13 protein-coding genes and 1 CRISPR repeat array are annotated in these 25,126 nt (G+C 49.2%); of the genes, 3 read left to right on the top strand and 10 right to left on the bottom strand.

The genetic code is table 11. The features are described from left to right. Window positions 1–5: 5 nt before the first annotated feature. The 8 genes from FT643_RS08980 to cas1f form a co-directional block, all read right to left on the bottom strand. Window positions 6–8,507: a tandem-95 repeat protein gene (locus tag FT643_RS08980; protein ID WP_156871036.1), complete on the bottom strand. Its 8,502-nt coding sequence runs from the start codon at window positions 8,505–8,507 to the stop codon at window positions 6–8. Next, a complete protein-coding gene (locus FT643_RS08975; RefSeq protein ID WP_156871035.1) occupies window positions 8,504–9,358 on the bottom strand; it encodes a sulfotransferase family protein in 855 nt (284 codons plus the stop codon). Before FT643_RS08975 ends, FT643_RS08980 begins: the two co-directional genes overlap by 4 nt. A gap of 319 nt (window positions 9,359–9,677) precedes the next feature. Next, window positions 9,678–11,205: direct repeats of the CRISPR family, unit length 28 nt; unit sequence TTTCTAAGCTGCCTGTGCGGCAGCGAAC. 130 nt (window positions 11,206–11,335) lie between these two features. Next, window positions 11,336–11,887 carry a type I-F CRISPR-associated endoribonuclease Cas6/Csy4 gene (cas6f, locus tag FT643_RS08970; protein ID WP_156871034.1) on the bottom strand — a complete coding sequence of 184 codons (552 nt, stop codon included), beginning with the start codon at window positions 11,885–11,887 and terminating at the stop codon, window positions 11,336–11,338. 10 nt (window positions 11,888–11,897) lie between these two features. Then, window positions 11,898–12,923 carry a type I-F CRISPR-associated protein Csy3 gene (gene csy3, locus FT643_RS08965; RefSeq protein ID WP_156871033.1) on the bottom strand — a complete coding sequence of 342 codons (1,026 nt, stop codon included), beginning with the start codon at window positions 12,921–12,923 and terminating at the stop codon, window positions 11,898–11,900. 28 nt (window positions 12,924–12,951) lie between these two features. After that, entirely contained in the window at window positions 12,952–13,869 is a 918-nt protein-coding gene (gene csy2, locus FT643_RS08960) for a type I-F CRISPR-associated protein Csy2 (RefSeq protein WP_156871175.1), read from the bottom strand. After that, window positions 13,869–15,212, bottom strand: a complete 1,344-nt coding sequence (gene csy1 / locus FT643_RS08955; RefSeq protein ID WP_156871032.1) for a type I-F CRISPR-associated protein Csy1 — start codon at window positions 15,210–15,212, stop codon at window positions 13,869–13,871. The genes csy2 and csy1 overlap by 1 nt, the downstream gene beginning before the upstream one ends. Before the next feature lie 454 nt (window positions 15,213–15,666). Next, window positions 15,667–18,939 carry a type I-F CRISPR-associated helicase Cas3f gene (cas3f, locus tag FT643_RS08950; protein ID WP_156871031.1) on the bottom strand — a complete coding sequence of 1,091 codons (3,273 nt, stop codon included), beginning with the start codon at window positions 18,937–18,939 and terminating at the stop codon, window positions 15,667–15,669. Continuing rightward, entirely contained in the window at window positions 18,936–19,913 is a 978-nt protein-coding gene (gene cas1f, locus FT643_RS08945) for a type I-F CRISPR-associated endonuclease Cas1f (RefSeq protein WP_156871030.1), read from the bottom strand. Before cas1f ends, cas3f begins: the two co-directional genes overlap by 4 nt. A 470-nt stretch (window positions 19,914–20,383) precedes the next feature. Between cas1f and FT643_RS08940 the strand changes: the two genes are divergently transcribed. From FT643_RS08940 to FT643_RS08930, 3 genes are all read left to right on the top strand, one after another. Further along, on the top strand, window positions 20,384–21,562 hold the full coding sequence (locus tag FT643_RS08940) for a hypothetical protein (RefSeq protein ID WP_156871029.1): 1,179 nt from the start codon (window positions 20,384–20,386) through the stop codon (window positions 21,560–21,562). 322 nt (window positions 21,563–21,884) lie between these two features. After that, a complete protein-coding gene (locus FT643_RS08935) occupies window positions 21,885–22,247 on the top strand; it encodes a hypothetical protein (protein WP_156871028.1) in 363 nt (120 codons plus the stop codon). Beyond that, window positions 22,244–22,714 carry an MORN repeat-containing protein gene (locus tag FT643_RS08930; RefSeq protein ID WP_156871174.1) on the top strand — a complete coding sequence of 157 codons (471 nt, stop codon included), beginning with the start codon at window positions 22,244–22,246 and terminating at the stop codon, window positions 22,712–22,714. The genes FT643_RS08935 and FT643_RS08930 overlap by 4 nt, the downstream gene beginning before the upstream one ends. Before the next feature lie 172 nt (window positions 22,715–22,886). Here the strand turns inward: FT643_RS08930 and FT643_RS08925 are convergent, their stop codons facing one another. After that, the gene (locus FT643_RS08925; RefSeq protein WP_156871027.1) at window positions 22,887–23,846 is read right to left on the bottom strand and encodes a poly(ethylene terephthalate) hydrolase family protein; all 960 of its coding nucleotides are present in this window, start codon (window positions 23,844–23,846) and stop codon (window positions 22,887–22,889) included. Between the two features lie 42 nt (window positions 23,847–23,888). After that, window positions 23,889–24,851 carry a poly(ethylene terephthalate) hydrolase family protein gene (locus tag FT643_RS08920; RefSeq protein WP_156871026.1) on the bottom strand — a complete coding sequence of 321 codons (963 nt, stop codon included), beginning with the start codon at window positions 24,849–24,851 and terminating at the stop codon, window positions 23,889–23,891. Between the last annotated feature and the right edge of the window lie 275 nt (window positions 24,852–25,126).

The following is a 25,126-nucleotide window of genomic DNA, read 5'->3' as shown; positions in this document are numbered from 1 at the left end:
AATACTCAAAATCGAATTTTCCCGTCAACCCCGAACAGATCTACATCCTGATCGTCAAAGAAAATCCGTTTCATGTGAGCACTAATTGCAAACTGATCGGTTACATTGTATTGAGCCGCCACCCCCAGTAAAAAATCCGTGCCGCCGTCCAGGTCCGGTTCCACCGTGGCACCGGAAATATCGATTTTACCGTCCCATCGATATAAGCCTACTTCCGCCGATAGGGTGGTTTGTTGCTGCACCGGCCACAGAAAACGATTGGACAACGTAAAGCCTTCGCTGCTGACAGGGTAATGCTGTTCCAGGCCCGCCCTTAAGTTGTCTGGGGTGCCGGTGGCACTCATGTCTACGCGCACATCACCCAAATCCAGAAAACCCAGCTCCAGTGCCAAGTGCGGGTGATAGCCGTAACCCAGCGTAAATTGATACGCCGTGCGGGTAGTGTCATAGCTGCTTAGCGTTACATTAACCCCGCTGGCGGCCATGCCCTGTTGAAAATCCGCTTCGCCCTGGCTGCCTTTGGCGCGATAAAACGCCAGTGCGGCATAACCGTGTTCCTGCAACTGCTGTTTGGCTTCGTCCCATTCAAACGCTTCTGCGTTTTGCACAGGCAGCAAACTGGCGCCTGTGCTGGCCAGCAACGCGAGCGCCAGATGCGGGGCGGAACGAGTCCGCCGCCGCAAAAACAGCGTTGCACCGAAGATCAGCAGCAGGCCGCCACCCATTGAGCCGCCAGAGCCTTTACCCTTGCTGGTAATGGTTGGGAATGTCGGCACTCCGTCGTCGGTAGACAGGGTCTGTGTGCCGACTCCGCCGGGATCTTCGATACTGCCATTCGCAAGGCCATCAGCGTCGTTAGGACCGCCATCTTCAATGGTCAACTGCACGCAATAGTCACCTTCAGTCAGGCCAGGTTGCCAGCTGTCGTCTCCCGGTGGCGGGCAGTAACCCAGATTGCCGGGTGCGGAGTGAACTTGGTTATTGGCATCGTCGACAAAGTCCTGCCAGCGACCATTCGACAATTTGCGATACACTGCGTTTTCCGGAATGGCGCTGGTTTGCGGCAAGACAACCTTCACACTTTGGCCCAACGATGGCAGGTCGTGCATTTCAAAATCGAAAATGCCACCGCCATAAGCATACTCCGTATCGGTTTCAATACCTTGGGCCGAGAGTTCTGTTTGCAGCACACTCGCACCGCCGCCCTCGCCCTGCAACGCAAACTGACCAACCCGGCAACGGATATCAGGATCACATTCCATCAGGAAAGCACTGGTTTCGTCTGCCTGCTCCGGCAGTACGTTGACAGCACTGATGTTATCCAGATAGTCCGGTATGCCATCGTCATCGCTGTCGGCAGTGCCTTCTGTCGCATCATCAGTACCATCGCCATCGGTATCCTCTGAACCCAGAGTAGGCAGCGCATCGACTAGCTTGAAGTACAGCGAGGCGGTGTCTTGTGCTCCGTTATCATCGGTAACCGTGACGCGGACTTTATACACTCCACTGGCCAGTTCGCCAGGATCAAACACCAGATTGGCATCCGTGTTATTACCATCGGTTTCCACCAGAGCGGCATCCGTGGCTGACCAATCCAGAGTGTGTTGATCGCCGCTATTGGGGTCAGACACGGTGGCCGTGACGGTGACAGCGCCCCCCGTAGTGGTAATCAATACAGTGTTTGTACTGTTCTGGCTTAGTCGCAGAGAAACGTCCGGTGCCACATTATTTTCAGTCACCGTGATCTGATGACGGTTCTGGGCACCGCTGTTAATGTCATAGATATCCGGCGAGACAGGGTTGTAGCCATTGGCCAGATCCTGGGCATTACTGGTTCGGTCGTCCAGGCGTACAATCAACGTTTCATCGCCCTCACTCACCCCATCCGCTGTCAATGCGATGCTGACACTGGCAACGGTTTGGCCGTTAGTGAATTGCACAGAGCCGTTCACCAGGTCATGATCAGCTGCATTGGTGGTGCTGGCGCTGTCAATCACATAGGGCACTGTTAGCGGGTAGAAAGGAGATTGGCCATTCAAAATCACGCGGAACTGCACGGTTGCACCTTCTGCGCTGATCTGATCTTTATTCACCGACACCAGTGGCCTCACGTTAACGATCTGAGTGGCTGTGCCTTGATTGCCTTTACTGTCCACTGCGCGATAGGTCACGGTATTGCTGCCGGGTGGCAGTAACAAAGCACTGTTCACCATGCCGACTACCTGGTTGTTGCAGCAACCGGCACCATCGACATTGTCGTACACCAGATCACTCAGACCATCCTGTAAATCGGCTGTTGTCGTGGTGCTGCCCAGATCCAGCAATTGGTAAAGCGGTACCCGGGTGTACAAGCCGGTGGCGTCAATCACCAAGTCCGCCGGAGCCGTTACGATTGGCGCAGTAACGTCGCTATAGTCAGTTGCGTCGTCCGGATCGGTGTTGTCCAGGGATTCCTGCAGATTTGTCACACTGTCGCCGTCCCGATCCTGTGCCGCATCACTCGCATCCAATGGGTTGAAACCATTGCTTTGCTCGTAACTGTCGCTCATGCCGTCATTGTCGTCGTCAGTATCGACCGTGTTGGCGATTCCATCGGTGTCGTTGTCACCCACCACCGTGATGTTAAAGGCCGCCAGTGTCGCGCTATCACTGCCATCCGTAATACTCAGGACAATATTAGAGTAGCTACCTGCATCGCCTACTTGAGGCGTTCCGGTAAGGGCGCCGGTTGCGCTATCCAGAACCAGCCAGCCAGGCAGGTTGGTGGCGCTCACGCTCAGGTTGGTGCTGTCCTCATCCCCGAGTGTCGGGGTGAAACTGTAAGGTTGCCCTTCCAGTACACTCAGCACCGGACTGCCGCTAATGGTCGGCACATCGTTCACTGCTCTTATGCTGATGGATACCATTGCGCTGTTGGAGCTGGAGGCATCGTTGTCCCGCACGCTGTAGGTAAAGTGATCGCTACCATAGCTGTTGGCCGAGGGCGTATAGGTCAGGGTGCCATCATTATTATCAACCAGGTTGCCGCTCGCCGGTGCGGTGCCGATGGTGATGCTGGTATTGTCCAGTGTTCCGTCCACATCGGCATCGTTCAACAGCACACTGATAATCACCGGGCTATCTTCAGTGGTGGTGGCGCTGTCGTTATTAGCCAGCGGCGCGTTGTTTACCGGCTGCGAAGTCAGCGTCACGGTGGCGATGTTGGACCATGTGCCTGCATTATCCTGTACCCGGTAAGTGAGGCTGTCGCTACTAAAACTACCCCCTGGGGTATAGGTGATAGTGCCGCCGCTGATGGCTGCGGAACCATTGGAAGGAGCGCTCACAATCTGAAGTGTGCCGCTTTGGATTGTGCCGTCCACATCGGCGTCATTACCCAGAACGTTTATCTTATAAGGGGTACTTTCTTGTATTGAAACCGTATCACTGTTAGCAGCGGGTGCATCGTTGATGCTGTTGACCGTGAGGGTCACGGTAGCCACATTCGAGGTGGCTCCGCCGTTGTCCTGTACGACATAAGTGAAGCTGTCACTGCCGTGGTAATCCGCATCGGGTGTATAGGTGGCCTGACCACTCACGTCTACATTCACTGATCCGTTAACGGGTTGCTCTATTATGGCCACGCTGGAAACGTCGACGCTGCCGTCTGCATCGCTGTCGTTGTTGATCAGGTTTATATTAACCGCGGTGTCTTCATCGGTCGTGCCGCTGTCATTAACAGCCGTGGGTGCACTATTAACACCGCTGACATTGATCTTCACCGTCGCGACGTTGGAAGTGGCACCGTTCTGATCGTCAATCTGATACGTAAAGCTGTCACTGCCACTGAAGTTGGCAACCGGCGTGTAAACCACCTGGCCTGCACTGACGACGGCGCTGCCATTTACGGGTAGTGTCACCAGGCTAATGGTGGCGGTATCAACACTATCGCCGGTATCCACATCGGTATCGTTAGCGCCAACACTGATATTCACGGCGGTGCCTGTTGCGGTATTCACCACATCGGCTACTGCCACCGGAGCATCGTTAACCGCATTAATGGACACATTGACTGTGGTATTGGCAGAAGTGCTACCCAGCACATCGTCAACCGTGTAAGTGAAACTGTCGCTGCCGTTGTAGTTGGCATCCGGGGTAAAGGTGATTACGCCGGTGCCGGTGTTAATCCGGGTGCTGCCATGGCTGGGCGCACTGGTGATCGACACACTGGCCGCGTTAAGGCTGTTATCACTGTCGCTATCGTTAGCCAGCACGTTGATCGCTACCGCGTTATCTTCGTCAGTAGTTGCATTGTCGGCTGTGCCGGTGGGGGCGTTATTGACCAATACACCGGCGGTGCTGCCGACGCTGTTCAGGGTGAGCGTCATGTTATTACTGGCGGCATCCCGCAGCGTGCCGCCATTGGCGGATAAGGTGCCAATCGCAATACCGTCGGTATCACTGTCGCCCGCCTGGATGGTGTAACGGAACAACAAGGCACTGCTGCCGCTGCCACTAAGATAGGAGGCCTGCCGGGTGGTGGCGCCCACAGTCAAACTCAATTGAGGCGTACCCCCCCCGGTATTCACGGTCACGTTCTTGTTGGTGTTCACCACAAAGTCCAGGTTCTGGCCTGCAATATAGGTGGCATTGGCAGGCACACTGACGCTGCTCACCGTGGGTGCTGTTGCATCCACCAACACGCTGGCGGTGCTGCCGACACTGTTCAGGGTGAGCGTCATGTTATTACTGGCGGCATCCTGCAGCGTGCCACCATTGGCGGATAAGGTGCCAATCGCAATACCGTCGGTATCACTGTCGCCGGCCTGCACCGTGTAACGGAACATCAAGGCACTGGTGCCGCTGCCATTCAGATAGGTTGCCTGTCGGGTGGTAGCGCCCACCGTTAAGCTCAATTGAGGCGTGCCACCCGCGGTATTCACCGTGACGCTCTCGCTGGTGTTCACCGTAAAGTTCAGGTTCTGGCCTGTTAAATAGGTGGCATTGGCGGGCACACTGACGCTGCTCACCGTGGGTGCTGTTGCATCCACCAACACACTGGCGGTGCTGCCGACACTGTTCAGGGTGAGCGTCATGTTATTACTGGCGGCATCCTGCAGCGTGCCACCATTGGCGGACAAGGTACCGATCGCAATACCATCGGAATCATTGTCGCCGGACTGCACCGTGTAACGGAACAACAAGGCGTTGGTGCCGCTGCCACTAAGATAGGTTGCCTGTCGGGTGGTGGCGCCCACCGTTAAGCTCAATTGAGGCGTGCCACCCCCGGTATTCACCGTGACGCTCTCGCTGGTATTCACCGTAAAGTCCAGGTTCTGGCCTGTTACATAGGTGGCATTGGCGGGCACACTGACGCTGCTCACCGTGGGTGCTGTTGCATCCACCAACACACTGGCGGTGCTGCCGACACTGTTCAGGGTGAGCGTCATGTTATTACTGGCGGCATCCTGCAGGGTGCCGCCATTGGCGGACAAGGTACCGATCGCAATACCATCGGAATCATTGTCGCCGGACTGCACCGTGTAACGGAACAACAAGGCGTTGGTGCCGCTGCCACTAAGATAGGTTGCCTGTCGGGTGGTGGCGCCTACCGTTAAGCTCAATTGAGGCGTGCCCCCCGCGGTATTCACCGTGACGCTCTCGCTGGTGTTCACCGTAAAGTCCAGGTTCTGGCCTGTTAAATAGGTGGCATTGGCTGGCACACTGACGCTGCTCACCGTGGGCGGTGTGCTATCGACAACACCAGTCATCTGACTGCTGTTAGCGGTAGACAGCCCCCCGGAAGACGCTTGCAGATTAAAGTTTTCTGACGTGCTCCCCGATGCGGTATAGGTGATTTGAACCGTCGAAAAGGTGGCCACACCTGACGTTGGCGTGAGGGTCACCGAGGCTATGCTGCCATCGGTATCTCCTGCTGCAGATAGCGTTGCTGAACCGGCGCCATTGACTTCTGCCAAGGTAATACCGGTGCTGTACCCGGTGTCCACTATGTTGTCGGCATCCATTGCCGATACCACCGGCACAGTGCTTAGTGCAGTAGTTACACCGCTGTTCACCGACAATGGTGCAGGCTGTGTACTGAAAATCAATTTCGTCGCCACGACATCGCTGGTCACGGCATTAGCATTTACCGTAGGCAAGTTAGAACCCACGCCGTCCTGGTCGTTGGCTGTCAGGGTAAAACTTTGCTGATCGGCTGATGCTGTGTAGGTCAGCCCCGTGAAGATCGCAACACCGCTCGTTGCCGCTTGAGAGGCATTGCTCAAGGTTCCGCTGCTTGCTTCCGTTAATGTAATCACCTCGGTGAAATTGGTATCCGTATTACCAAATGCATCCCGGGCCGCCACAGAGGGTTGTGTAGTTAACGCCGAACCCGATGTCGAACCTGCCGGCTGAGTGCTAAACACCAACGCCGTTGCTTCAATATCAGAGGTCGTGCCCAAGCCGTTGGTGACCGGTGTTGTCGTCCCCATTTGCGTGCCAGCGCCGCCCACAACAAGCCCCGTGTCCCCGTCGATGGAAAACACCACCGCCGAACCATCGGTTAAGCCGGTGTTGTCGTTGTAATATGCGCTTAACGTGTAAGTGTTGGTGCCCCCTTCGGCCACCGTAATGCCCAGGCTGCTGAAGGACAATGTAGTGGTCGGCCCATTAAATGAACCCACAGCATCGGTCACACCTGGACCGTTTAGCAACCAAGTAATTTTCACGCGATCGCTCGCGCTCATCGAGCCACTGACAGAAAGATCCAGACCGGACACAAACAAAGACAAGCCATCGCCGCTGCCATCAACAATATTAAAGTCAAACACCGCTACCGCTTCACCGCTGGTATCGATCGTACTGCTCAAGCCCACCGGTTCTGACACCGTGCCTGAGGCGGTGAGGTCGCCATTGGTATTGGAAGCCGTGGTGGTAAAATTCACCAACGTTGCGGAACCCTGCACATTGGGCGTGCCTTCGTCGTCTTGCGCCACCACATACAAATCGTAGGCGGTGCCTTGAGTCAGGCCGCTGAACGCTTCGCTACCGGTGGTACTGCTGGTGGTGAAATCTCCGCTGACCAACGCCGTACCGCCTCCGCTGTCTTGGCCCGCTTTAACTTGGGCGACACTGGGTGCACCCGCACCATCGGTCACCACCACGTAATAGACGGTACCGTCTTCATCAAGGTTGGCAGATACTGTGCCACCCGCCACCGTCAGACTGCCAACGGTGGGTGTGGTATCGAAGATCGGCGCTGTCGTATCCGGTGCTTTGAAGTTATCGACCGTCAGAGAGCGCAGCACCAAATACCTGTCGTTTGGTGGGGTTCCGTTGTAATTAATTACAAAGCGTACAAGATCTTTTCCGGCGCCAAAGGTACCCGATACATCCACAATATCGACATCGTTGGAGTTCGCCCCGTAAACACAGGCTTTGGTCGTGACCGAGACATTCACACTGCCCGCGCTGGCGTTGTTGGCGTAAAAGCCGCTGATTGTTAAGTTGGTTGTAAATTCCGCCGACGGGCCAAATGCTCCGGAGTCATTACACAACAACAGGGAATTCAGTTCGAACGTGGACGCCAGCGAGCCATCCGCTGCCACTTGGAACGGCCGACCGTAGTAGTTGCCGCTTCCATCCACAGCTAACGACATACCGTAAGCTGTCTGCCCATCATCGAAAACACTGATTTTCCCACTGGGAGAAGACAGCAAAAGCTTTCCATCCGCCGAATCAATCGAACTTACTTGGAAATACGAACCTGGATTCGCGTTGTAGAATCCCAGCATGTGGTACGCCGTGGGCGCCAAGACTCCCTGAAAATCCTTGAGCGCTTTATCACTGAACGGAAGCGTCGCCTCAATATCACCGCGAGCAATTTCCAATGTCCAGTCACCACCAAGGGTATGATTCCCGGTTAGATCATTGGAGGCCGCAACATCGGCCTGTGTACCCCGGGACACCACATCCAACCACGCTTCACCCACTTCGCTCTTTGCCAAATCACAACCGTAAAACAGCACATCGCCATCGGCTTTCAGTGCCGACTGGATTGCATTGAAAAAACGTGGATCGGACTCCACCGTTGCAGTGTCCAATAACTGGTTACCCAGCAACAATATCCCATCGCGCGCGTGCGATACGACATGAATAGCGGATAATTGCTGATAGCTGGCCAGTGCCTGCGCCAACTGCGCCAAACCATCCTGATTACGGTCCAGTTCGATCACCGCGACCCCGGGTTTGAGGTGCTGCAATAAAGTCGATTTATCGGCCACCGAATCGTCGATCACCATCAACTCAACTACCGTGCGGCCGCGTTCCAGGGTTAGCCCTGCGTCGCTACTGACAGACACCGGTTCATGAACCCCATCGCTGACGATCTTCGCGTCGTGGCGCAATGACAGCTCCCGGGCACCGGCCGGACGGGCTTGATACGCACCCGTCAACAGACTCGGCGCGGCATAGGTGGCGAACGGAAACAACAGCGGAGCCAAGCCGCCCAATATGCGTTTACTCATGATGATTCTTTACCTGTTGAAGCAGACGTTGACGGTTTGGCAGCAATAAGGTGGGCGGATGTGCCCACAGTGTCCTGCCAAAAATCCATCTCTTGATATTTCACAAACAAATCCGGTGGTAAGATGCTGCGACGGGGCGTGAAGCGCACTTCTTTCTTCACCGAGTGCAGACCTTTTACCCCCAACAAACTGTCGAATTCCCCTTCTTCGTATTCCACACAATCAAAATCGTGATCGAACACCGGTTCATCTAAAAAGTCGTACAGCAATTCCAGGGAGCGCTGCGGATGGCGCGTAAGTATGTCGTAGTCCACCAAAAGCAAACGTTCGGATGCGTCACCGTAAAAGGCTTCTTTTAGCGCCGTCCAAGCACCGCCTACCACACCACCACCGCTCATCATGCTCTCGCAACGGCTGTATACCGTCTGCCGACTGGCGGGGCTGTACATGCGACTATAATCAAACGGATTTTTGCGGTAGATGCATTCAAAACTGTCCATGATCCAGGCGGGGTTGCGGACGCAGCAAATCACCTTGAAATCATCAAACAACTCCACCAATTGGTGCAGCCGCGCAGTCCAGATGCGATTGGTATCAAAGACCACCTCGCGATCGCCAGCGTCGGCGTAATAGGTATCGAACAACGCACGGCATATCGCCTGACGTTTTTCCGGTGTGAAAAACGGATAAAATTCAGAGCCCGCGCCCATTTGCTCCAGTGCGCCGTTAATCAAATTGGCCACCGGGCTCGACATCGCAGCATGGAAACGGGGATTCTGGCGTAATATGCCGGCTAACAGAGTGGAGCCTGATCTTGGCAGGCCAGAGATGAAATGAACAGATTGGCTCAAGGTACTGTATATCCTTATTAAATATAAACTTTTATTGAGCCATACCTAACTAAATCAGTAGCATTAACAACTCAAAACAAAGCGTGTAGCGTACCTTTCAGCCAAGCAGCACCATGGTGGTTTTTCAAGAAGAAGTTGGAAAAGAATTGAGGGCTATTGCCAGGCCGTACGCTTCGGTACCGGCAACACTTCCACCGTTACTGGTTGCAACAACCGAATGCGTTGCCAACCGCCAGTGGATAGCCCAGAGGGCAAAAAATAGCTAGTGGATCCATCGGACAGAAGCAGACCCTGAAGCGGTACTGTCTGATCGATGGTGTATCTAAGCTGCCTGTGCGGCAGCGAACTAGTATTGTCTTAACTGATCAAGATGACTTAATTTCTAAGCTGCCTGTGCGGCAGCGAACGTATTGTCATTGAAATAAGCATTGACGGTATATTTCTAAGCTGCCTGTGCGGCAGCGAACCAGGCTCAGGGATCGCTTCTGGATCGACACAATTTCTAAGCTGCCTGTGCGGCAGCGAACAACGCAATGCCTTTCCTCGGCCTTACCCTTGCTTTCTAAGCTGCCTGTGCGGCAGCGAACAAGCGCGAGGTTTCTGCGATGAGAGAAGCAATTTTCTAAGCTGCCTGTGCGGCAGCGAACGTGCCCGACGTCCCGGCCAGCGTAAGCGTGACTTTCTAAGCTGCCTGTGCGGCAGCGAACGCTGGAACGACTCGGGTTTGAAGGTGCTTATTTTTCTAAGCTGCCTGTGCGGCAGCGAACTCTCTTCTGGGTCGACGCAAGGGATCGCCATATTTCTAAGCTGCCTGTGCGGCAGCGAACTCGTTTGACTTCGTTCGGGATTAGCTTTAGTTTTTCTAAGCTGCCTGTGCGGCAGCGAACCTGGATTTTTAACTATCTGTATTAGTTCATCTTTTCTAAGCTGCCTGTGCGGCAGCGAACAACGAGATGATTGAGCGCTTGATGGCTGAAAATTTCTAAGCTGCCTGTGCGGCAGCGAACACATTTCCGAAACGCAATCAGAAGCCTTTTTCTTTCTAAGCTGCCTGTGCGGCAGCGAACCGGTCGATATCGCTAAACAGGTCTGACTTGATTTTCTAAGCTGCCTGTGCGGCAGCGAACCCGTCTGCGTTATCAGTCCAGGGCGAATTGGTTTTCTAAGCTGCCTGTGCGGCAGCGAACGTGGTTATTCGCCCTCTTGCGCTCGGAATAATTTTCTAAGCTGCCTGTGCGGCAGCGAACTCGCCCTCGGCAGCGGGGGCTTTTTTCAAAGATTTCTAAGCTGCCTGTGCGGCAGCGAACTTCCTTTGCGCAACCATTCGCTTCGCTCTTCATTTCTAAGCTGCCTGTGCGGCAGCGGACCTGACGATGCAGGATTTGATCGGGTCGACGATTTTCTAAGCTGCCTGTGCGGCAGCGAACTTCTATCTCTTCTCTATCTCTTCTCTTCTCTATTTCTAAGCTGCCTGTGCGGCAGCGAACAACCGCCCAAGGCACATCGCATTTAATTTCTATTTCTAAGCTGCCTGTGCGGCAGCGAACATATTCTGTTTTCGGCTATGTCTGCAGCTTTGTTTCTAAGCTGCCTGTGCGGCAGCGAACCAGATATAAACTGAGGAACAGCAGACCCAGGATTTCTAAGCTGCCTGTGCGGCAGCGAACGTATGGGGCCAGGAACATAATCAGCGATTGAATTTCTAAGCTGCTTGTGCGGCAGCGAACCTCTCCGTGGCCCATTGACCGTGCCACTTGCATTTCTAAGCTGCTTGTGCGGCAGCGAACTTGACTGGCTATTTCTTTGTGGTGAGGCATTTTTTCTAAGCTGCTTGTGCGGCAGCGAACAGTAGCCAAACCCAACTATATCATTGATTTTTAAAGAACAAATGATAACTTCACCATTTTTACCCTTTTATGGCGAATCACCGGAGAACCCATATATTTCAGATACTTACCGAGACCGCTAAAAAAAGGGTCAGAACCATGGAACGGTGGCAGACGAACTCAAACCGTACGAGGAATAGGTTCCTGTCATGGGTTGATCTTTAAGGCTTCCATGCTCTATGTATACACGCATTAAATTATCATTAGACAAACTTCTTAGCTGAGCAAATGGCAATTGCAATGCTTTCTGCTGCGTTTCGGGTATTTTAGTGAAAGCTTCAGATTCCGTGAGCCAACCTTTCCTTATGGATCGAGATCGCTTGTTATGGGCGCTTTTTGCCTGAACACGTTTAACGATACAATGCTTGTGCTGTCCCGGAATTTCCTGAATTTCCGAGGTAGTGCAATAATCCCTTAACCCCGTCATCCAAGCCTCCTCCATCAAACGCTTCAAGTCCTGTGATGTACCATGCAGCCGGAGTAAACCGCCTAGCGTCTTATCGTAATTTGGAAAACTTACACCGATACGTCCTTCTGCTTTTTGCCCCAATATTCTATGCAGCTTTGAGTAGAGTGCATTCATCAAAACAGTTTCTTTAAACTCCGGATCAGGTAACACCTGTATATCAATGTGATGATCCATATCCTAATCCTTATTCTGATTTCTCACCAAAAACGCCACCCCGAATCAAAGCCGCAATCACGTAATGCTGTTGCTCCAATTCTGGCTTTTTACCCTTTAATACCCAGTTATCGAGCAAAGAATAAAAATCCATTTTCTGACTTGGCTGGCGGTACGCCACACCTCGGCTGGTGACTGACCCAAATGGCTCAACGGAAATAGGACCGAACTTATCTGCATCCGGATACCATGTATCTATGGTACGTAGTGCATTACCTATTTTTTGCGAATGCAAACCGGCAATATCTTGAACTTGGTATAAGGTTTTGCTTTTATCGCCTTTATCGTTGCTTTTGTTAAGGATCAATTCCTCTGAAGGAAATACTTCCTGCCCTTGACCCAGCAAAGCAAATGCTTCAATTTTCAGAAAAACAAACTCTTCGCCTTTAAGCCCTCCACCGATAACAACGGCCAATTCACTTATATTCGGATGGTTGATATCAAAATTTCTCAGCGAGAATTCACTTGAGTCAAACTTCCATTGCTTCAATATTTTTTGCTTTTCATATTGGGTAACACGCACACAAACATCACCGGCACCTACACGATTTCTCCACAAAAATCGCCCATTTGCTAAATTCAAAGCATATCGTTTTGAAAGCTCGTCAAAACCATTCTCTTCAATATAACCCTGGATCAAACCAGCCAATGCCGATTGATACTCTGGCTTATTACAAGCTGAAGGAATATCTAAATTACCCAGAATCCTCAAGGTAAATTCAACCTTCAGAGTGTCTTTATCGAACGGTAACGCGGCTACATCAACTGTTTGTAGGTTCGCTTTTTGTATCTCCTTGTCTAGCTTTAATGGATCGCTCGCGATTCCGGATTTTTGTCTGTTTGATATAGTTCCTCTAACCGATTTTTCTTTTACGGGGATCGATACCCACGTATCAGCGCTATCAATATCTGACCAACTACCGGAATACATAATTCCGTCTGAATTCGCTAACTTACGCTCGAATGCCAAGACCTCTGCGGTTTTAAGTGCTGCCATTTTTTATTCTCCTTGAAGTATTTTAGTTCTATGCAGATTGATAATGGTTAATACAAATATAATCACCTGATTCTGAAACACTATTCTGCCAAATCAGTTGTTCAATATTTTTTATTCTGTGAGGGCTAAGCCATTCACCAATCGAATATAAATTCTCCACAAAACCGGCGGGCGTATTTGCATCACGCACCTTTGCTACAACTCCGGCTTCATACACCTCTGAAATAGGGCGATACCCAATGGATATAGGCTTAAGCCAACCTCGAAAAGGACTAACCCGCTCCCATTCAACCTTTTCAGGTGACTCTGGCCTTGCTCCCGAAACCGGTCGGTAGGTTAAAGAAGAGAAACTCAACCACGCCTGTAACTCCGGGTTTTCTATATCTTGCTCTATAAAATTTCTCTGTTGCTGCAATAGAAGATCATGGCGGCTAACCAGCGCAAACCCAGGTAACAAACTAAACATCAATGCTCTATGATTTTCTTGAAGCTTTTGATAAGAGAGAAAACTAATTTTAGGTTGATTACCAATGAGACCACCTGCTAAGTGTTGCATCTGCACGTTTTTACCTAAACTATCCACTAACTCATTAACATGTTTTGTTTCTAAAAACATATTATCAACAACAGATATTAGAAGAGTCACCTCCATATTCATCCGGCCTTCTTCTACGAATGATGCCGATGCCCCGGTCTTTGTAAGTGGATTCCGTGTTAATGCAAATGAATAATCTGCAAAACCTTTTGGTTGGTATGCTTGTGTTTTATGGTTATGGCAGATCACAGCACAACCGCTGAACTCAATATCAAGATGATCCGGCAACTTACGTTGCAGGGCATGAACGTAACCCAAAAAATTAGAAATCGCCGGAAACCCCCATGTAAAACCCGCTATGGCGTTCGCTGCGCTGACCTGTATATTGCGAATTACAATCATTGCGTCCATCACAATACAATCCCCTCTATACTTTTGAGATTATGGTTCAGTTCCGGCTCGATCAATGCGCGAAATTCTCTCTGTTCGACTGCACCAAATGCCATGTCCTTTGTTTCCAGTTTTCCAGCCAGCCAGCGCGAAAAATTCCTGGCAACCGCGCCCTGCCACTCCCCCATTTCCCGCTCCAACCTGAACTCTTCATCAAACTGCTGCCTCTTTGGGTCGAGCCACAGCTGCTCCTCCCGAGGAAGCTTGCATTCAGCATGATCAGTCCAGCCTGCCGGAAGCATTTGTATTGATGCTGACAAGTTAAGTATTGAAGATACAATGTCATCCAACCCCCTATCCCTTGCCATTTGCATCCACATGTTGCTATCCCGGTCGATATACTTCTGCAAAATATTCCGAATTGATTTTAAGTATGGATAAACTCGCCTCTCAAAATATCGGCTAAAGATTGAATCAATATTAATTGGCGGTTTATTTTGATCCCGCCAGATGGGAGGAGCCGTGGAGAGCAAATAGGACTTACCATAACGTTGGCTATTCAGCTGGCTTATATTCTGGGGTTTAGTCCCGCCATAGCTTTGGATTGCTGTGTTGATATATCGAATATCAGGCTTCTCCGAATACGCGCTTTTGCGGCGTTTTTCCCGCGCATCCTTACTTTCTTCCGAAAAGCGCTCATCCCTGATCGTACGATAGATCTCATGCGCGAAAGAAGTCGCATAAAGAGGCATCAACAAATGATATTGATTATTTTCGAGTGGCCAAAAAATTTGTTTGGCAAATTTATGCGAGGCAATTTCTGACGCCTGAAATACTTGACTAAAACCGTCGACCCACTCCAAAGCCTGACTTTCACTTTCTGCAATGGCATGGAAAACTGATGGATCCGATCTCTTTATAAAATCGATAACAGGAGTCCCATCCAGATCTAGCAGCAGCATTTTCCCCACATCCAATGCGGCCGCATTGCCCACCACATCATATTCCAGGTTGTGAATACTCATACTGCCAATATAGCTGGAGTCAACACCTGAGCCCGCCATGTAATAAAGGTTGGTGCCCTTCGCATCGGAATGTATGAATTTAAGTGAATGCGTAACGAACTTAAGCTGCTTGGCTCGCTGTGCCGCATCTGCCATCCAACGACTGGGCTTGTACTTATTGACTTCCTCTTCCCGAGCTTTCATTGTCTGGGCTTTAAGTTCCGCAAATTGAGCCGGCTCGGCACTGTTTAGCTTTTTCTCTGTTTCTTTATCAAATTTTTCTAGCCTATCGACTTCTCTATTTTTTATGTACTCGATAATAAGCTGAGCCAACCCACCTGACGCCACCTCTGAGGTCATTTTCTAGTTCCTATTTTTTAATCAGAGTCCATTTTCTATGCCTGCCACATCGGTTATGCAGACCTAGCCGTAAACCTAACGCTGTTAGCATTTATGATTGTACTCATAGAAAAAGCATCATATCAACCTGTAAATATTTAAGATTTTATTAGACATAGAAGCCAAAACTGAACACACTTACCCCATGACTGTCGCGCAGGCAGCTTAGAAATGTAAGTATTCAAGATTATTATTATCTGCCGAACAGGCAGCCTACTAGGTATCAGGTACTCACAACTATTCGTGCCTGATATCTATTCATTTGACACCAAATCACTATCGATCCAAATAAGGGGCCCAGTAAATTTGTTGAGTAGTGACAGGAGCTAATAGCAGAATCAAAAAGCTGGAGTACGGATAAGCTTTTGAATTGTGCGGTAGTGAAATCTGAAAAAATACCTGAAAACAAATCAGCCTAATCAATCAATTTGTAGAAACCCAATTCAGGTGTATAACACCATTGTTTGTTTGAATCTGACTTCAACAAAGAAAAAGCACCGAACGTTTTGCTGGTTTCTGATATATCTTCGTTTAAACGCTCAGCTCGATCCGCCATCAATTCAATATAGTTGGTATGGCCCCAAATTCTATTTCCATTATTAATCTCTAACGGCCTATTCATTAATTCCGAACATGGTTTCGATTCTCCATTTTCATGCCATTTAAAGCACTCTATATCACTTTGATCTTCTTCAACCAAAAAATAATATTCTTCACTGGGCTGGGAGCTTCGGAACCGGGTTTTTTGCTGCAATTCGGAAGTGTAGGTTGCATTGTCTTTAAGCCACTTGTGTGCAACGGGTTCTCGTGGATTATCGGAATTAAATACCAGTTTTATTTCCTGCTGCTCTAGATCCGCTAGATTGTCACGAGGAAATGTTTCGTTCCTTACTTTAATGCAAGGTTGCGAGTCGATTTTACCGTATTGTTTTGGTTCTAACGCATCTAACAAGCTATGACTGGCAAGTGGCCTGTCATAATGTTCAAATCCTGGCTTGTTGAATGCAATTTTAGCGTCACCGTAACCTTTGATATTTTTCTCGAGCACATACATGTTTGGATGACTGGATACAATTCTTCGATGTCTCTGAATCCTACCAGCCAATTGCACTAGTGAGCGCATGGAGCTAGGTTCAACAATAGCCCAGTCATAATCATGATCTCTCCCTACTTCTGCTACGGGGGAAGCTAACACTACAAATATGTGATCTTTTTTTGGGTCAGATACAAAAGCTTTCGATATTATAGACTGCCTCCACAGGCTATCCGGATCCTTACGATTCAAGACCTGATCCAATTGATTTTCCAAAGCTGACCTAACAATCAACGGGTGCTGGCTGTGATAAATGCAATAATGAATGATCGTATTTTCGGGAGGCTCAAGCGTCAGAAGCTTCCGGGCAATACATACCAGGGGATTAATATTGGCTATCCGAACTAAACCAATACTTATTAAGCCCGGAAATTCAGGATGCCTAGCACTATGAAGCTTATGGAGCCTGCCAACTCCATGATGAATTTTTTCACTAACGGCATTTATAATGTCGGGCTTGGTTTTAGATTTAATATCTACGGTTAGAATCTTGGCCTTTCGCAACGGAACTTCTGATTCCAGTTTATCAATTCGCTTTTGCACAAACTGGTTATGCTGATGCAGATACACCTCAGTATCCGAAGCATCTATTGCTTCACAACCCCATTCATCAAACCAGGCACAACATACACCCTTTCGAGGATTCAATTCTCCGCACGCTTCTTGATACTTTTCACGACCGGACTGATAGGCTGTAAACAGTCCACTTACGATACCTGGAGACAGCGTCGCAGATGACATCAACACTCGTGCGCCCAGCAATCCGGCCCAATGCACCAACCGGCATAATGCAGGTATGTCGTCTAGCCCAAAGTCATCCGGCTCATCTAACACCAAATCAGAACTTAATAATCTAAGCATCGGGGCTATTTGCTTTCCGCCCCTGGTCCCCTCGGTGGCTGGCATAAGATGATCAATGGTACTCACCAAAACCGGAGCACTCACCAGACGATTCAATTTTGGTGACTGTTCAAGCCAATGCTTTAGTGCTCCGTCAGATAACGCACCCTCATAACTTACATAACAGTCCTCTTCCAAAAGTTCCGCAGACGATTCTGATCCTGTATCAGAGGCTTTGTAATTCTCCTCATGCAACGCCCGAACTGCTGCCGATCCAACCAATACGGCAAGGTCATCTTCATCCAGCTTTAATTTCTCCCGGAATGCATCGCCAGTTTGCAGCGTTAAGGTTCTTAATCCCAACGCTACAGAAAATCGACAACCCAAACGTGAGTCCGCCAGTGCATACATTATTCGCGCATTAGCAAATGTCTTTCCGCACCCTGTCGACGCCAGATTCACACCAAAAAAACCTTGATTATGGCTACGCTCATTTAGCGTTACAGCCAGATCAAAAGCTTTATCCTGCCATTGAAAACGCTTATCCGCACTGCGCCTCTTGAACCCTGGATGGCGTGTAATAGCCGGAAGCAGTGTTCTGAGCGCCGGAAGCATTCGCGACAGACTATGTGCATTTCGATAGACACCAATCAAGTGCTCGTCCAAACGCTGCTTGGGCTGACCCGTTTTACGATCTGTATTCGCTATCGGCTTGTAGGCACTATCCCTATACTCAACCCTGCCTTGAATCGAAGAGAAATAATGATCTGACAACATCAAAACCATTCGTGAGACATGTAATGTAAAAATATCATCAAACCAGTTTTGACTGTATAGCTGTGATCTATTTAAAGCACGCGAGGCCACACGATGCGCTTTCTTACACCATGTTTCACTCCTCAATGGAGTACCTAAAGGAAATACCCAGACTGCATCAAGCTCGTCGCGCTGTTTTTTGTTTCCATCTTTAACGTACTGAGTAATCTGAGGAGAATTCCAGCTAGGATCTATTATTTTATGTAGAAAGCCTTCTATAAATTTAAAATTAACCAGGCTTTCGCTATCGTTACGATCAGAGCAAGGCAACTTATGATGTGTCAGGATCAGCCAACCTACGACACGAGCAACTAACGGCAATGCGGCAAATGGATTCGTATAATGCTGCCGATTATCCGGATGGTCCTTAATTGCACTCAGAGTTTCAATAAGCTTACCCTCGTCCTCCTTGGTAACTCGCTTCAGTTTTTCTAGCCACCCCTGATCATCCAAATCACCCACGAATGCTTGAAACATTCTTAAACTAACCCATTCGTGACGGTATGGTTCGTGCTGTACTCTTTTCGCCTTTAACTTTTTCTGGAACAGGGTATTGGCTTTTCCAAAATCATGAAACAATGCAGCTATTGTAGAAAATAATGCAATATCCTCTGCACGATGCCATGAGTTCTCATCGGAACTTTTCAATACATTTCGTTGCGTAAAGTTCGTTGGGACTGTTCCCAGCTCGTTAAATTTTCGTATATTTCCGACAATCCACAGCAGCTCACTATGATTCTTTCCACCAATTCGATGGCAGGCTATTGCTGTATTACGCCGCGCTGATTTCTTGAGCATTTTCCTTAGAGTATTCAAGCCTTGCAGTGTTATGGCTGTTTGCCACGTTCTGTCACCTTTACGCTCAGCAAACTGATCTAATATTCGACGGGATTCCGAAAGCGCGTTTTTGTTGCACTGGGATACAATCAGCACATTCATGAATGGGGCCCACCAAACTCATCAGCTACGGCTTTGACGCTATCGATCATCACATCCAGCGCCTCCGACTGGTTAAAATTTTCAATGCATCTTCGCCGGAAATCTTGAGCTTCGTCGCCCGCCATGGCCGCAATAAAAGCCTGAGGTAAAATCAATGAATCTTTTACTAAATCAGCTATATCAAAGACCAGACCACCCCGCCGCGTTTTACCATGCAGAACAGCCAACCCATGAGGCAAACCTAAAACCCAAGCTGCCGTGGCGGCCAACCCATAAGTGAGATAATTTCCGTGGTCTAGAAATCTATTAGCGATGTCGGTTCCGGTGCCTTTCTTTGCCCTGGTAAACTCCCCATAGCTCACCGCATTCACGGCTAATTTATATAGCCCCTTCGTGGTTTTAGCCTCGAGCGCCATTATTTCATTGACATTCCGACAATGCTCAACTCTGCTCCGACAATCAGAAACCAACCCCATAAGCTGATCCACATTAGGGTTGAACTGCTCCTCTCGCTGCATTTTAGAACTCAACCAATGTCGTTCGATTTGATCAAGCCGGATCAGTTGAAACACCTTTGCTGCTTGCAGTCTCTTTTCATCCTGAAACCAGAATCTTACCCACTTTTGAAGATATTCCGTTGGCCTATACTCACTTTGTGGTGAGAACCAAAGGACATCACACTCCACTTCATTCGCACTGAATAACGGCGTACCACCTCCACCACAAAATCCCACAAGCACACCAGCTTTCGCTAATTCACGCATAGCAGCCTGTGTTACAGATGTACCAGTCCCTAATAATACAGTTGTGGTGTTGGCTATAGGAATATTCCAATACAGTGACTTCTTACCTTCATCAGTGACATACTCAACACGCCCGCCATTCACCAACACCCTGCAGTATTGTAGATAATAAATGTTTGCACGTTTGGAATGCAGGATTGTTTTCAGATCGGATGGTGATAGGTCTTCCATTTAAATCGCGCCCCAACAATTTACAAACAAAATTGCAATCGTACCGCCATTAACATTATGGGATCTACATTTTCCTTAGCATATTTAACTGCACTGGGCTTATGTAAAGGCCAATTTCAAATGCCCAAGGGTTTACCATCGGTAATAGCGCCCTATCAATTCACAAAAACATGTCAAACCGCAAACCTCACGAGCTCAAGATCGCGGCTTACTTTTTTATACATCTATAAAAAACACCTATCTAATGCCATTCAGACTATCTGCGTGGTTGTATCAAAGTCCACCCGCATTTGAAGACTGGTGAAGCAGCGGAGAAAGATCAGATTTAAAACTGGTTTTCATGAATGACCAAGATCTTTGTGCAAGAACGGCTCAATTTTTAGCTCCGGTGTTTTGGGATTCACAGGTGATGTCCGTCTATTTCTTTTACACATTTCAATTTTTGATTCGCGCGAGCTAAGGGTAGTACAATGGTTAATTTTTGTTCGAAGAGTGCTTTATTAAAGATTTCATTACTTTTTTTACTTCCCATTATGATCTCTGCCTGTGGAGGGGGGGGCGGTAACGATGAGCCCGCACCACCGGCACCAAATGAAATACCCCGCGACACCGATCAGCCCGAGCCTGAGCCCGAGCCTGAAGCACCCACCGACAATGTCCCTCCTGTGGAAACACCAACGCCAACTGATATTCCTGGCTTTAAACAAACTTTACTTAATTACCGCCTTAAGTCCGCCACTATTGACTTTGACTTCAATGGAACGCCTGACGAGGTCGTCAATTTCACCTATGATGCAACGGGCAAGCTAACCAATCTGGACTCTGTATATTCCGGAGATAGTGCTGAAGATAATCAGCTCATTCATACAATGAAAGCCACACCCTATTTCGCTTTCAACTTTAAAGAAGTACACGAGAGTACTGTTTATGACACCGAAGGAAAACCTACTACTATTAATAACTCTTACAGCCTGACACAACCGCCCGTTATACAAAAAACAACTTCCGAATTACTGTATGGGCCTGAAGGGCTTATCAGCATTACCGCAAATCATCTCGATGAAAACCGCGCTGTTCAGGCTATTACTAAAGTGTCTTATCTCGATTTTGTGAACGGACTACCTAACCGAATCACGAATGAATATGAACCGGCAATTACTACCAACCCAGCCGTGATTGCAGAGGTCCGCTTGAATCGCGACAGCTGGGGACGCGTCGAGTTTTTTGAACGGACCAATAGTGATGGGCAAGTGATTGACCGTAACACAGTAGTGTGGGATGGCGATTTAATTTCAAAGTTTGAGACCGAATCAGGGAACGTTGATCCAAATTTAGCTACGTCTGATACCATTGACTTTGAATACGAAGGCAATTGTATAAAGCAAGAGCGGTTTGTATCCAAGTCGGTTTTTTTAGGTTTCGCCACTGAGTACCTCACCACCGCCAGCTATATCTATGATGAAGCTACTGGAAGACCGCTATATCTTGATATTGACAATGATAGTGACGGGTCAATTGAAGCTCGAATGGAGTTTGAATTTGAAGATGCACCCCACTTAATTCAAACCTACGTAACAACGACCCACCTTGATCGTAGTGACATAATGGAACACACATTTTACTGTATGGCACCACCCAAACCCCTATGAAGTTAATGTGCAGTTCAATAGCCTACCTCTCAATATTTAAACGCACACAGCAAGGGACTATATGAATAAGGTGCCGGGTAGTGACCCTACCGGCGCCTCGCGCCCCATGCGAAGCAAATAACATAAAAATATTTGCCCACAGGGTTAGTGCTGATTTTTATTTTCTAATTCCTACTCTGACGATGCGGCCCTCCCCCCGCAACCAAGCATTAACCCAAATCCAGGAAAGCCTCTCCTTTAAATAAGCAACTTTAAATTTCCGGTCGGTATTTTGCGTGCAGTATGTCTATATATCACTGTGGCTGCCTTGGAGGGCAAATGGATGTCTCAACATATCGACATGACGTACGACAGTACAATACAGCTCGACCAGAGAAGTCGAGAAGCGGTCGAACGGATTAACCGTTTGATCGACCAGTCAGGCGGAATGGCTTTTTTGCTTGCGGTGGCACATATTTTTGGTTGGCTTGATCGAGACGTCGGGTTGGCCACTGTCGCAACCAACGATTGGGACGGATTCTACCGGACCTTGTGTCGAATGGAGATAATTGAGTTGGAGGCCGTGAGAAGAGTTGCAGCCAGTCAGTTATTGCGATTTACATTTTCTGATTCCAACGGTCAAAAAGGGTTTTGGGAAGGCGTGGTTAGCTCCGCAGAAAAAGCAAAGAGGAAGAGTATTCGATGATAGGTTTATTCAGATGTTTCATTATTTTTTGTTTTGCTACTGGCTCGACATTAGTCTTTTCATCAGAAACCGAATCAACATTCAAATTGATCCACGGCAAACAAATAAATGGGTATACCGGTAAAGCCGTAGTAATAAATGATGATGCCATATTTGTCGGTGATTTGGTCGATGGCAAACCTAGCGGCAATGGCGTGATGATCACAGATGACAAAGAAGTAGCTTATGGACGCTGGGTGGACGCTTCACTGGAGGGAAGCGGCGCTATAATTTCATTACATCCCAGAACCGTTACTGCCGGTAAAATGCATTTAGGCAGTCCCGAAGGGAATGGTGTTCTTATGTTTAACGATATTGCATATGAAGGACCATTCAAGCTCGGCATTCCGCACGGAAAAGGAAAGTGTTTGAAAGGGATTAACTCAGTAGATTGCGAGTATGTGGAAGGAAAACGAAAGGAACAGTGACGGCTTTAAATCCGGTTACCCGGCTCAGTTTTACAACGAAATACCGGTGAGAATAAAAGCCCCAATTTTGATAGCATCAAGAGGGCAGCCCCTACCATAATTAGTTTTAACAAAACCGCAACCCTCACGCACGCAGGATTGCGGTTTGCTTATTTTTACAAACTATTGCGTATTACCAGTTTTTATATTCCGAATCGTAAATACCGGAACAGTAAGTACAGTTCGGAGCAATAAAGTCGGCTTTCCGCTCGTCTTCTCCCGCCAGATACCAGCGCAACCATGCCGTGATAATCGGCATACCGTTGCGGGTGGCCGTTATGTGGTCGGTGTCGTCCAGAATAGTGAAGAAAACCGGCACGTCGGTGTTTTGATAATCCCGTGTTGCATTGGAAGTCGCGAAATCTTCAGTACCGCCTACATACAACGCCGGATTACGCAGGTTGTCTGACCCGTTGCCGTCAAAGGATCCACCGGCCACATGGATTGTGGTGGTTAAGCGTGGGTCATCTGCCATAGCAAAGGTAGAGATGGAACCTCTTGAATGACCGCCTGCGGCGATGCGGCTCACATTGATGTTTTGGTAAAGCGGGCTGGACGCATTTTCATTTTGCTGCTGCAGCCAGGTGATGGCGGATTTCAATTCTGATCCACTACTGGTGGACACTTCAGAATAAACAATGAAGCCGTGTGACGCCAAGCGCTCAAGAAACCACTCGTATTCTGCCGGGCCGGTTCCGGCACCTGGCCCCCAAACCAACACCGGATGCTTCACCCCGTCCTGGCCAATGTTTCTTGGATAGGCAACCCAGCCCTGACGACCCGAACCGGCATTTTTGTCGATCGTGGGCGTATAGGGACCGTTGCGCTCCACACTGCTCACAGCGGGAAGATCGGAATCTTCACCTTCAGGAGGAGTAACGATCACCCCGCCATCATCGTCGTCACAATCCTGCCAAGGGCGACAATTGTCGCCACCAACGTTGATCGCAACCAATTCATTCACATTTACTCCGGCCACTGTTTGTTGTGATGCAGCCGAGCCCGCCTGCACAGAACCTACACTCAACGCCAGCAGCGCTGCGGCAACGGCACTCAACGAGAATTTTGCAATATTCAGATTGATCTGTTTCATTTTAAAGTCCTTTAGTCTCCGGCTTTCACCGATTGAAATGAATTACCAATTTTTATATTCGGAATCGTAAATGCCTGAACAATAGGTGCAGTCCGGCGCAATAAAGTCCGTTTTACGCTCGACTTCTCCGGCCAGGTGCCAACGCAGCCACGCCGTAATCAGCGGCATACCATTGCGGGTTGCGGCTATGTGATCGGTATCGTCCAGAATGGTAAAAAACACCGGCACGCTGTCTGTATTCTGATAGTCGCGGGTGGTGTTTGAAGTCGCGAAATCTTCCGTGCCCCCGATATACAACGTTGGATTGCGCAGACTGTCGGACCCATTGCCATCGAACGAGCCGCCTGCAACATGAATGGTGGTAGTCAGGCGCGGATCATCCGCCATCGCAAAGGTGGTAATCGACCCCATCGAATGGCCCCCGGCAGCAATACGGCTCACGTTGATATTTTGATACAACGGGCTTGAGGGATTGTCGTTCTGCTGCTGAAGCCAGGTAATAGCGGATTTCATTTCTGTACCGTTGCCGGTGGACACTTCTGAATAAACAATAAACCCGTGAGACGCCAATCTATTCAGAAACCAATCGTATTCCGCCGGCCCCGTACCGCCACCCGGCCCCCAAATAAGAACCGGATGCTTAACGCCATCTTGTCCGATGTTTTGCGGGTAGGCCACCCACCCTTCCCGGCTGGAACCAACGTTTTTATCTATGGTGGGCGTATAAGGCCCGGCGGCTTCCACACTGCTCACTGCCGGCAAGGCAGAATCATCGCCTTCGGGCGGGGTAACGATGACACCGCCGTCATCGTCATCACAATCCTGCCAGGGCCGACAATCGTTGCCTCCGCTGTTGAATGCGACCAGACTATTCACATCGATTCCTGAAATTGTGTTTTGTGTCGTTACGGAATCGGCCTGAACGGCGCCGACACTCAGGGCGAGCAACGCACCGGAGATAGCACTTAAAGAGAACAACGTTCTTGTATCCTTGGGGTGTTTCATTATAAGGGTCCTTTTTATAGGCCGGGTACTCACCAGGCGCGACGCGCTCGTATCAAATAGTGACTACAGCCGGCAAGTGGCTTTGGGGTGTAAAGCAACGTGAGGAAATCTCGTTTGAATGCCAAATCTATGAAAGACTTTGCAGATTATCAGTAAAGTTACCGAGCTAATTCCCGGCAGTCATATTAGCGAGTTCAGCTCATTATTAACCGGGGTGGAGAGGACACTTTCCAGCAGTTGACCATACGGCCTACTTTCAGGGCCGGATCAATCGG

The organism is Ketobacter sp. MCCC 1A13808 (assembly GCF_009746715.1).
Taxonomy (GTDB): domain Bacteria; phylum Pseudomonadota; class Gammaproteobacteria; order Pseudomonadales; family Ketobacteraceae; genus Ketobacter.
This window is presented reverse-complemented; position numbering and strand designations above follow the sequence as displayed.

Excerpts from the sequence above, each read along its gene's own strand:
- FT643_RS08980 (WP_156871036.1), bottom strand. The coding sequence starts at position 8,507 with ATGAGTAAACGCATATTGGGCGGCTTGGCTCCGCTGTTGTTTCCGTTC.
- cas6f (WP_156871034.1), bottom strand. The coding sequence starts at position 11,887 with ATGGATCATCACATTGATATACAGGTGTTACCTGATCCGGAGTTTAAA.
- csy3 (WP_156871033.1), bottom strand. The coding sequence starts at position 12,923 with ATGGCAGCACTTAAAACCGCAGAGGTCTTGGCATTCGAGCGTAAGTTA.
- csy2 (WP_156871175.1), bottom strand. The coding sequence starts at position 13,869 with ATGGACGCAATGATTGTAATTCGCAATATACAGGTCAGCGCAGCGAAC.
- csy1 (WP_156871032.1), bottom strand. The coding sequence starts at position 15,212 with ATGACCTCAGAGGTGGCGTCAGGTGGGTTGGCTCAGCTTATTATCGAG.
- cas3f (WP_156871031.1), bottom strand. The coding sequence starts at position 18,939 with ATGAATGTGCTGATTGTATCCCAGTGCAACAAAAACGCGCTTTCGGAA.
- cas1f (WP_156871030.1), bottom strand. The coding sequence starts at position 19,913 with ATGGAAGACCTATCACCATCCGATCTGAAAACAATCCTGCATTCCAAA.
- FT643_RS08940 (WP_156871029.1), top strand. The coding sequence starts at position 20,384 with ATGGTTAATTTTTGTTCGAAGAGTGCTTTATTAAAGATTTCATTACTT.
- FT643_RS08935 (WP_156871028.1), top strand. The coding sequence starts at position 21,885 with ATGTCTCAACATATCGACATGACGTACGACAGTACAATACAGCTCGAC.
- FT643_RS08930 (WP_156871174.1), top strand. The coding sequence starts at position 22,244 with ATGATAGGTTTATTCAGATGTTTCATTATTTTTTGTTTTGCTACTGGC.
- FT643_RS08925 (WP_156871027.1), bottom strand. The coding sequence starts at position 23,846 with ATGAAACAGATCAATCTGAATATTGCAAAATTCTCGTTGAGTGCCGTT.
- FT643_RS08920 (WP_156871026.1), bottom strand. The coding sequence starts at position 24,851 with ATGAAACACCCCAAGGATACAAGAACGTTGTTCTCTTTAAGTGCTATC.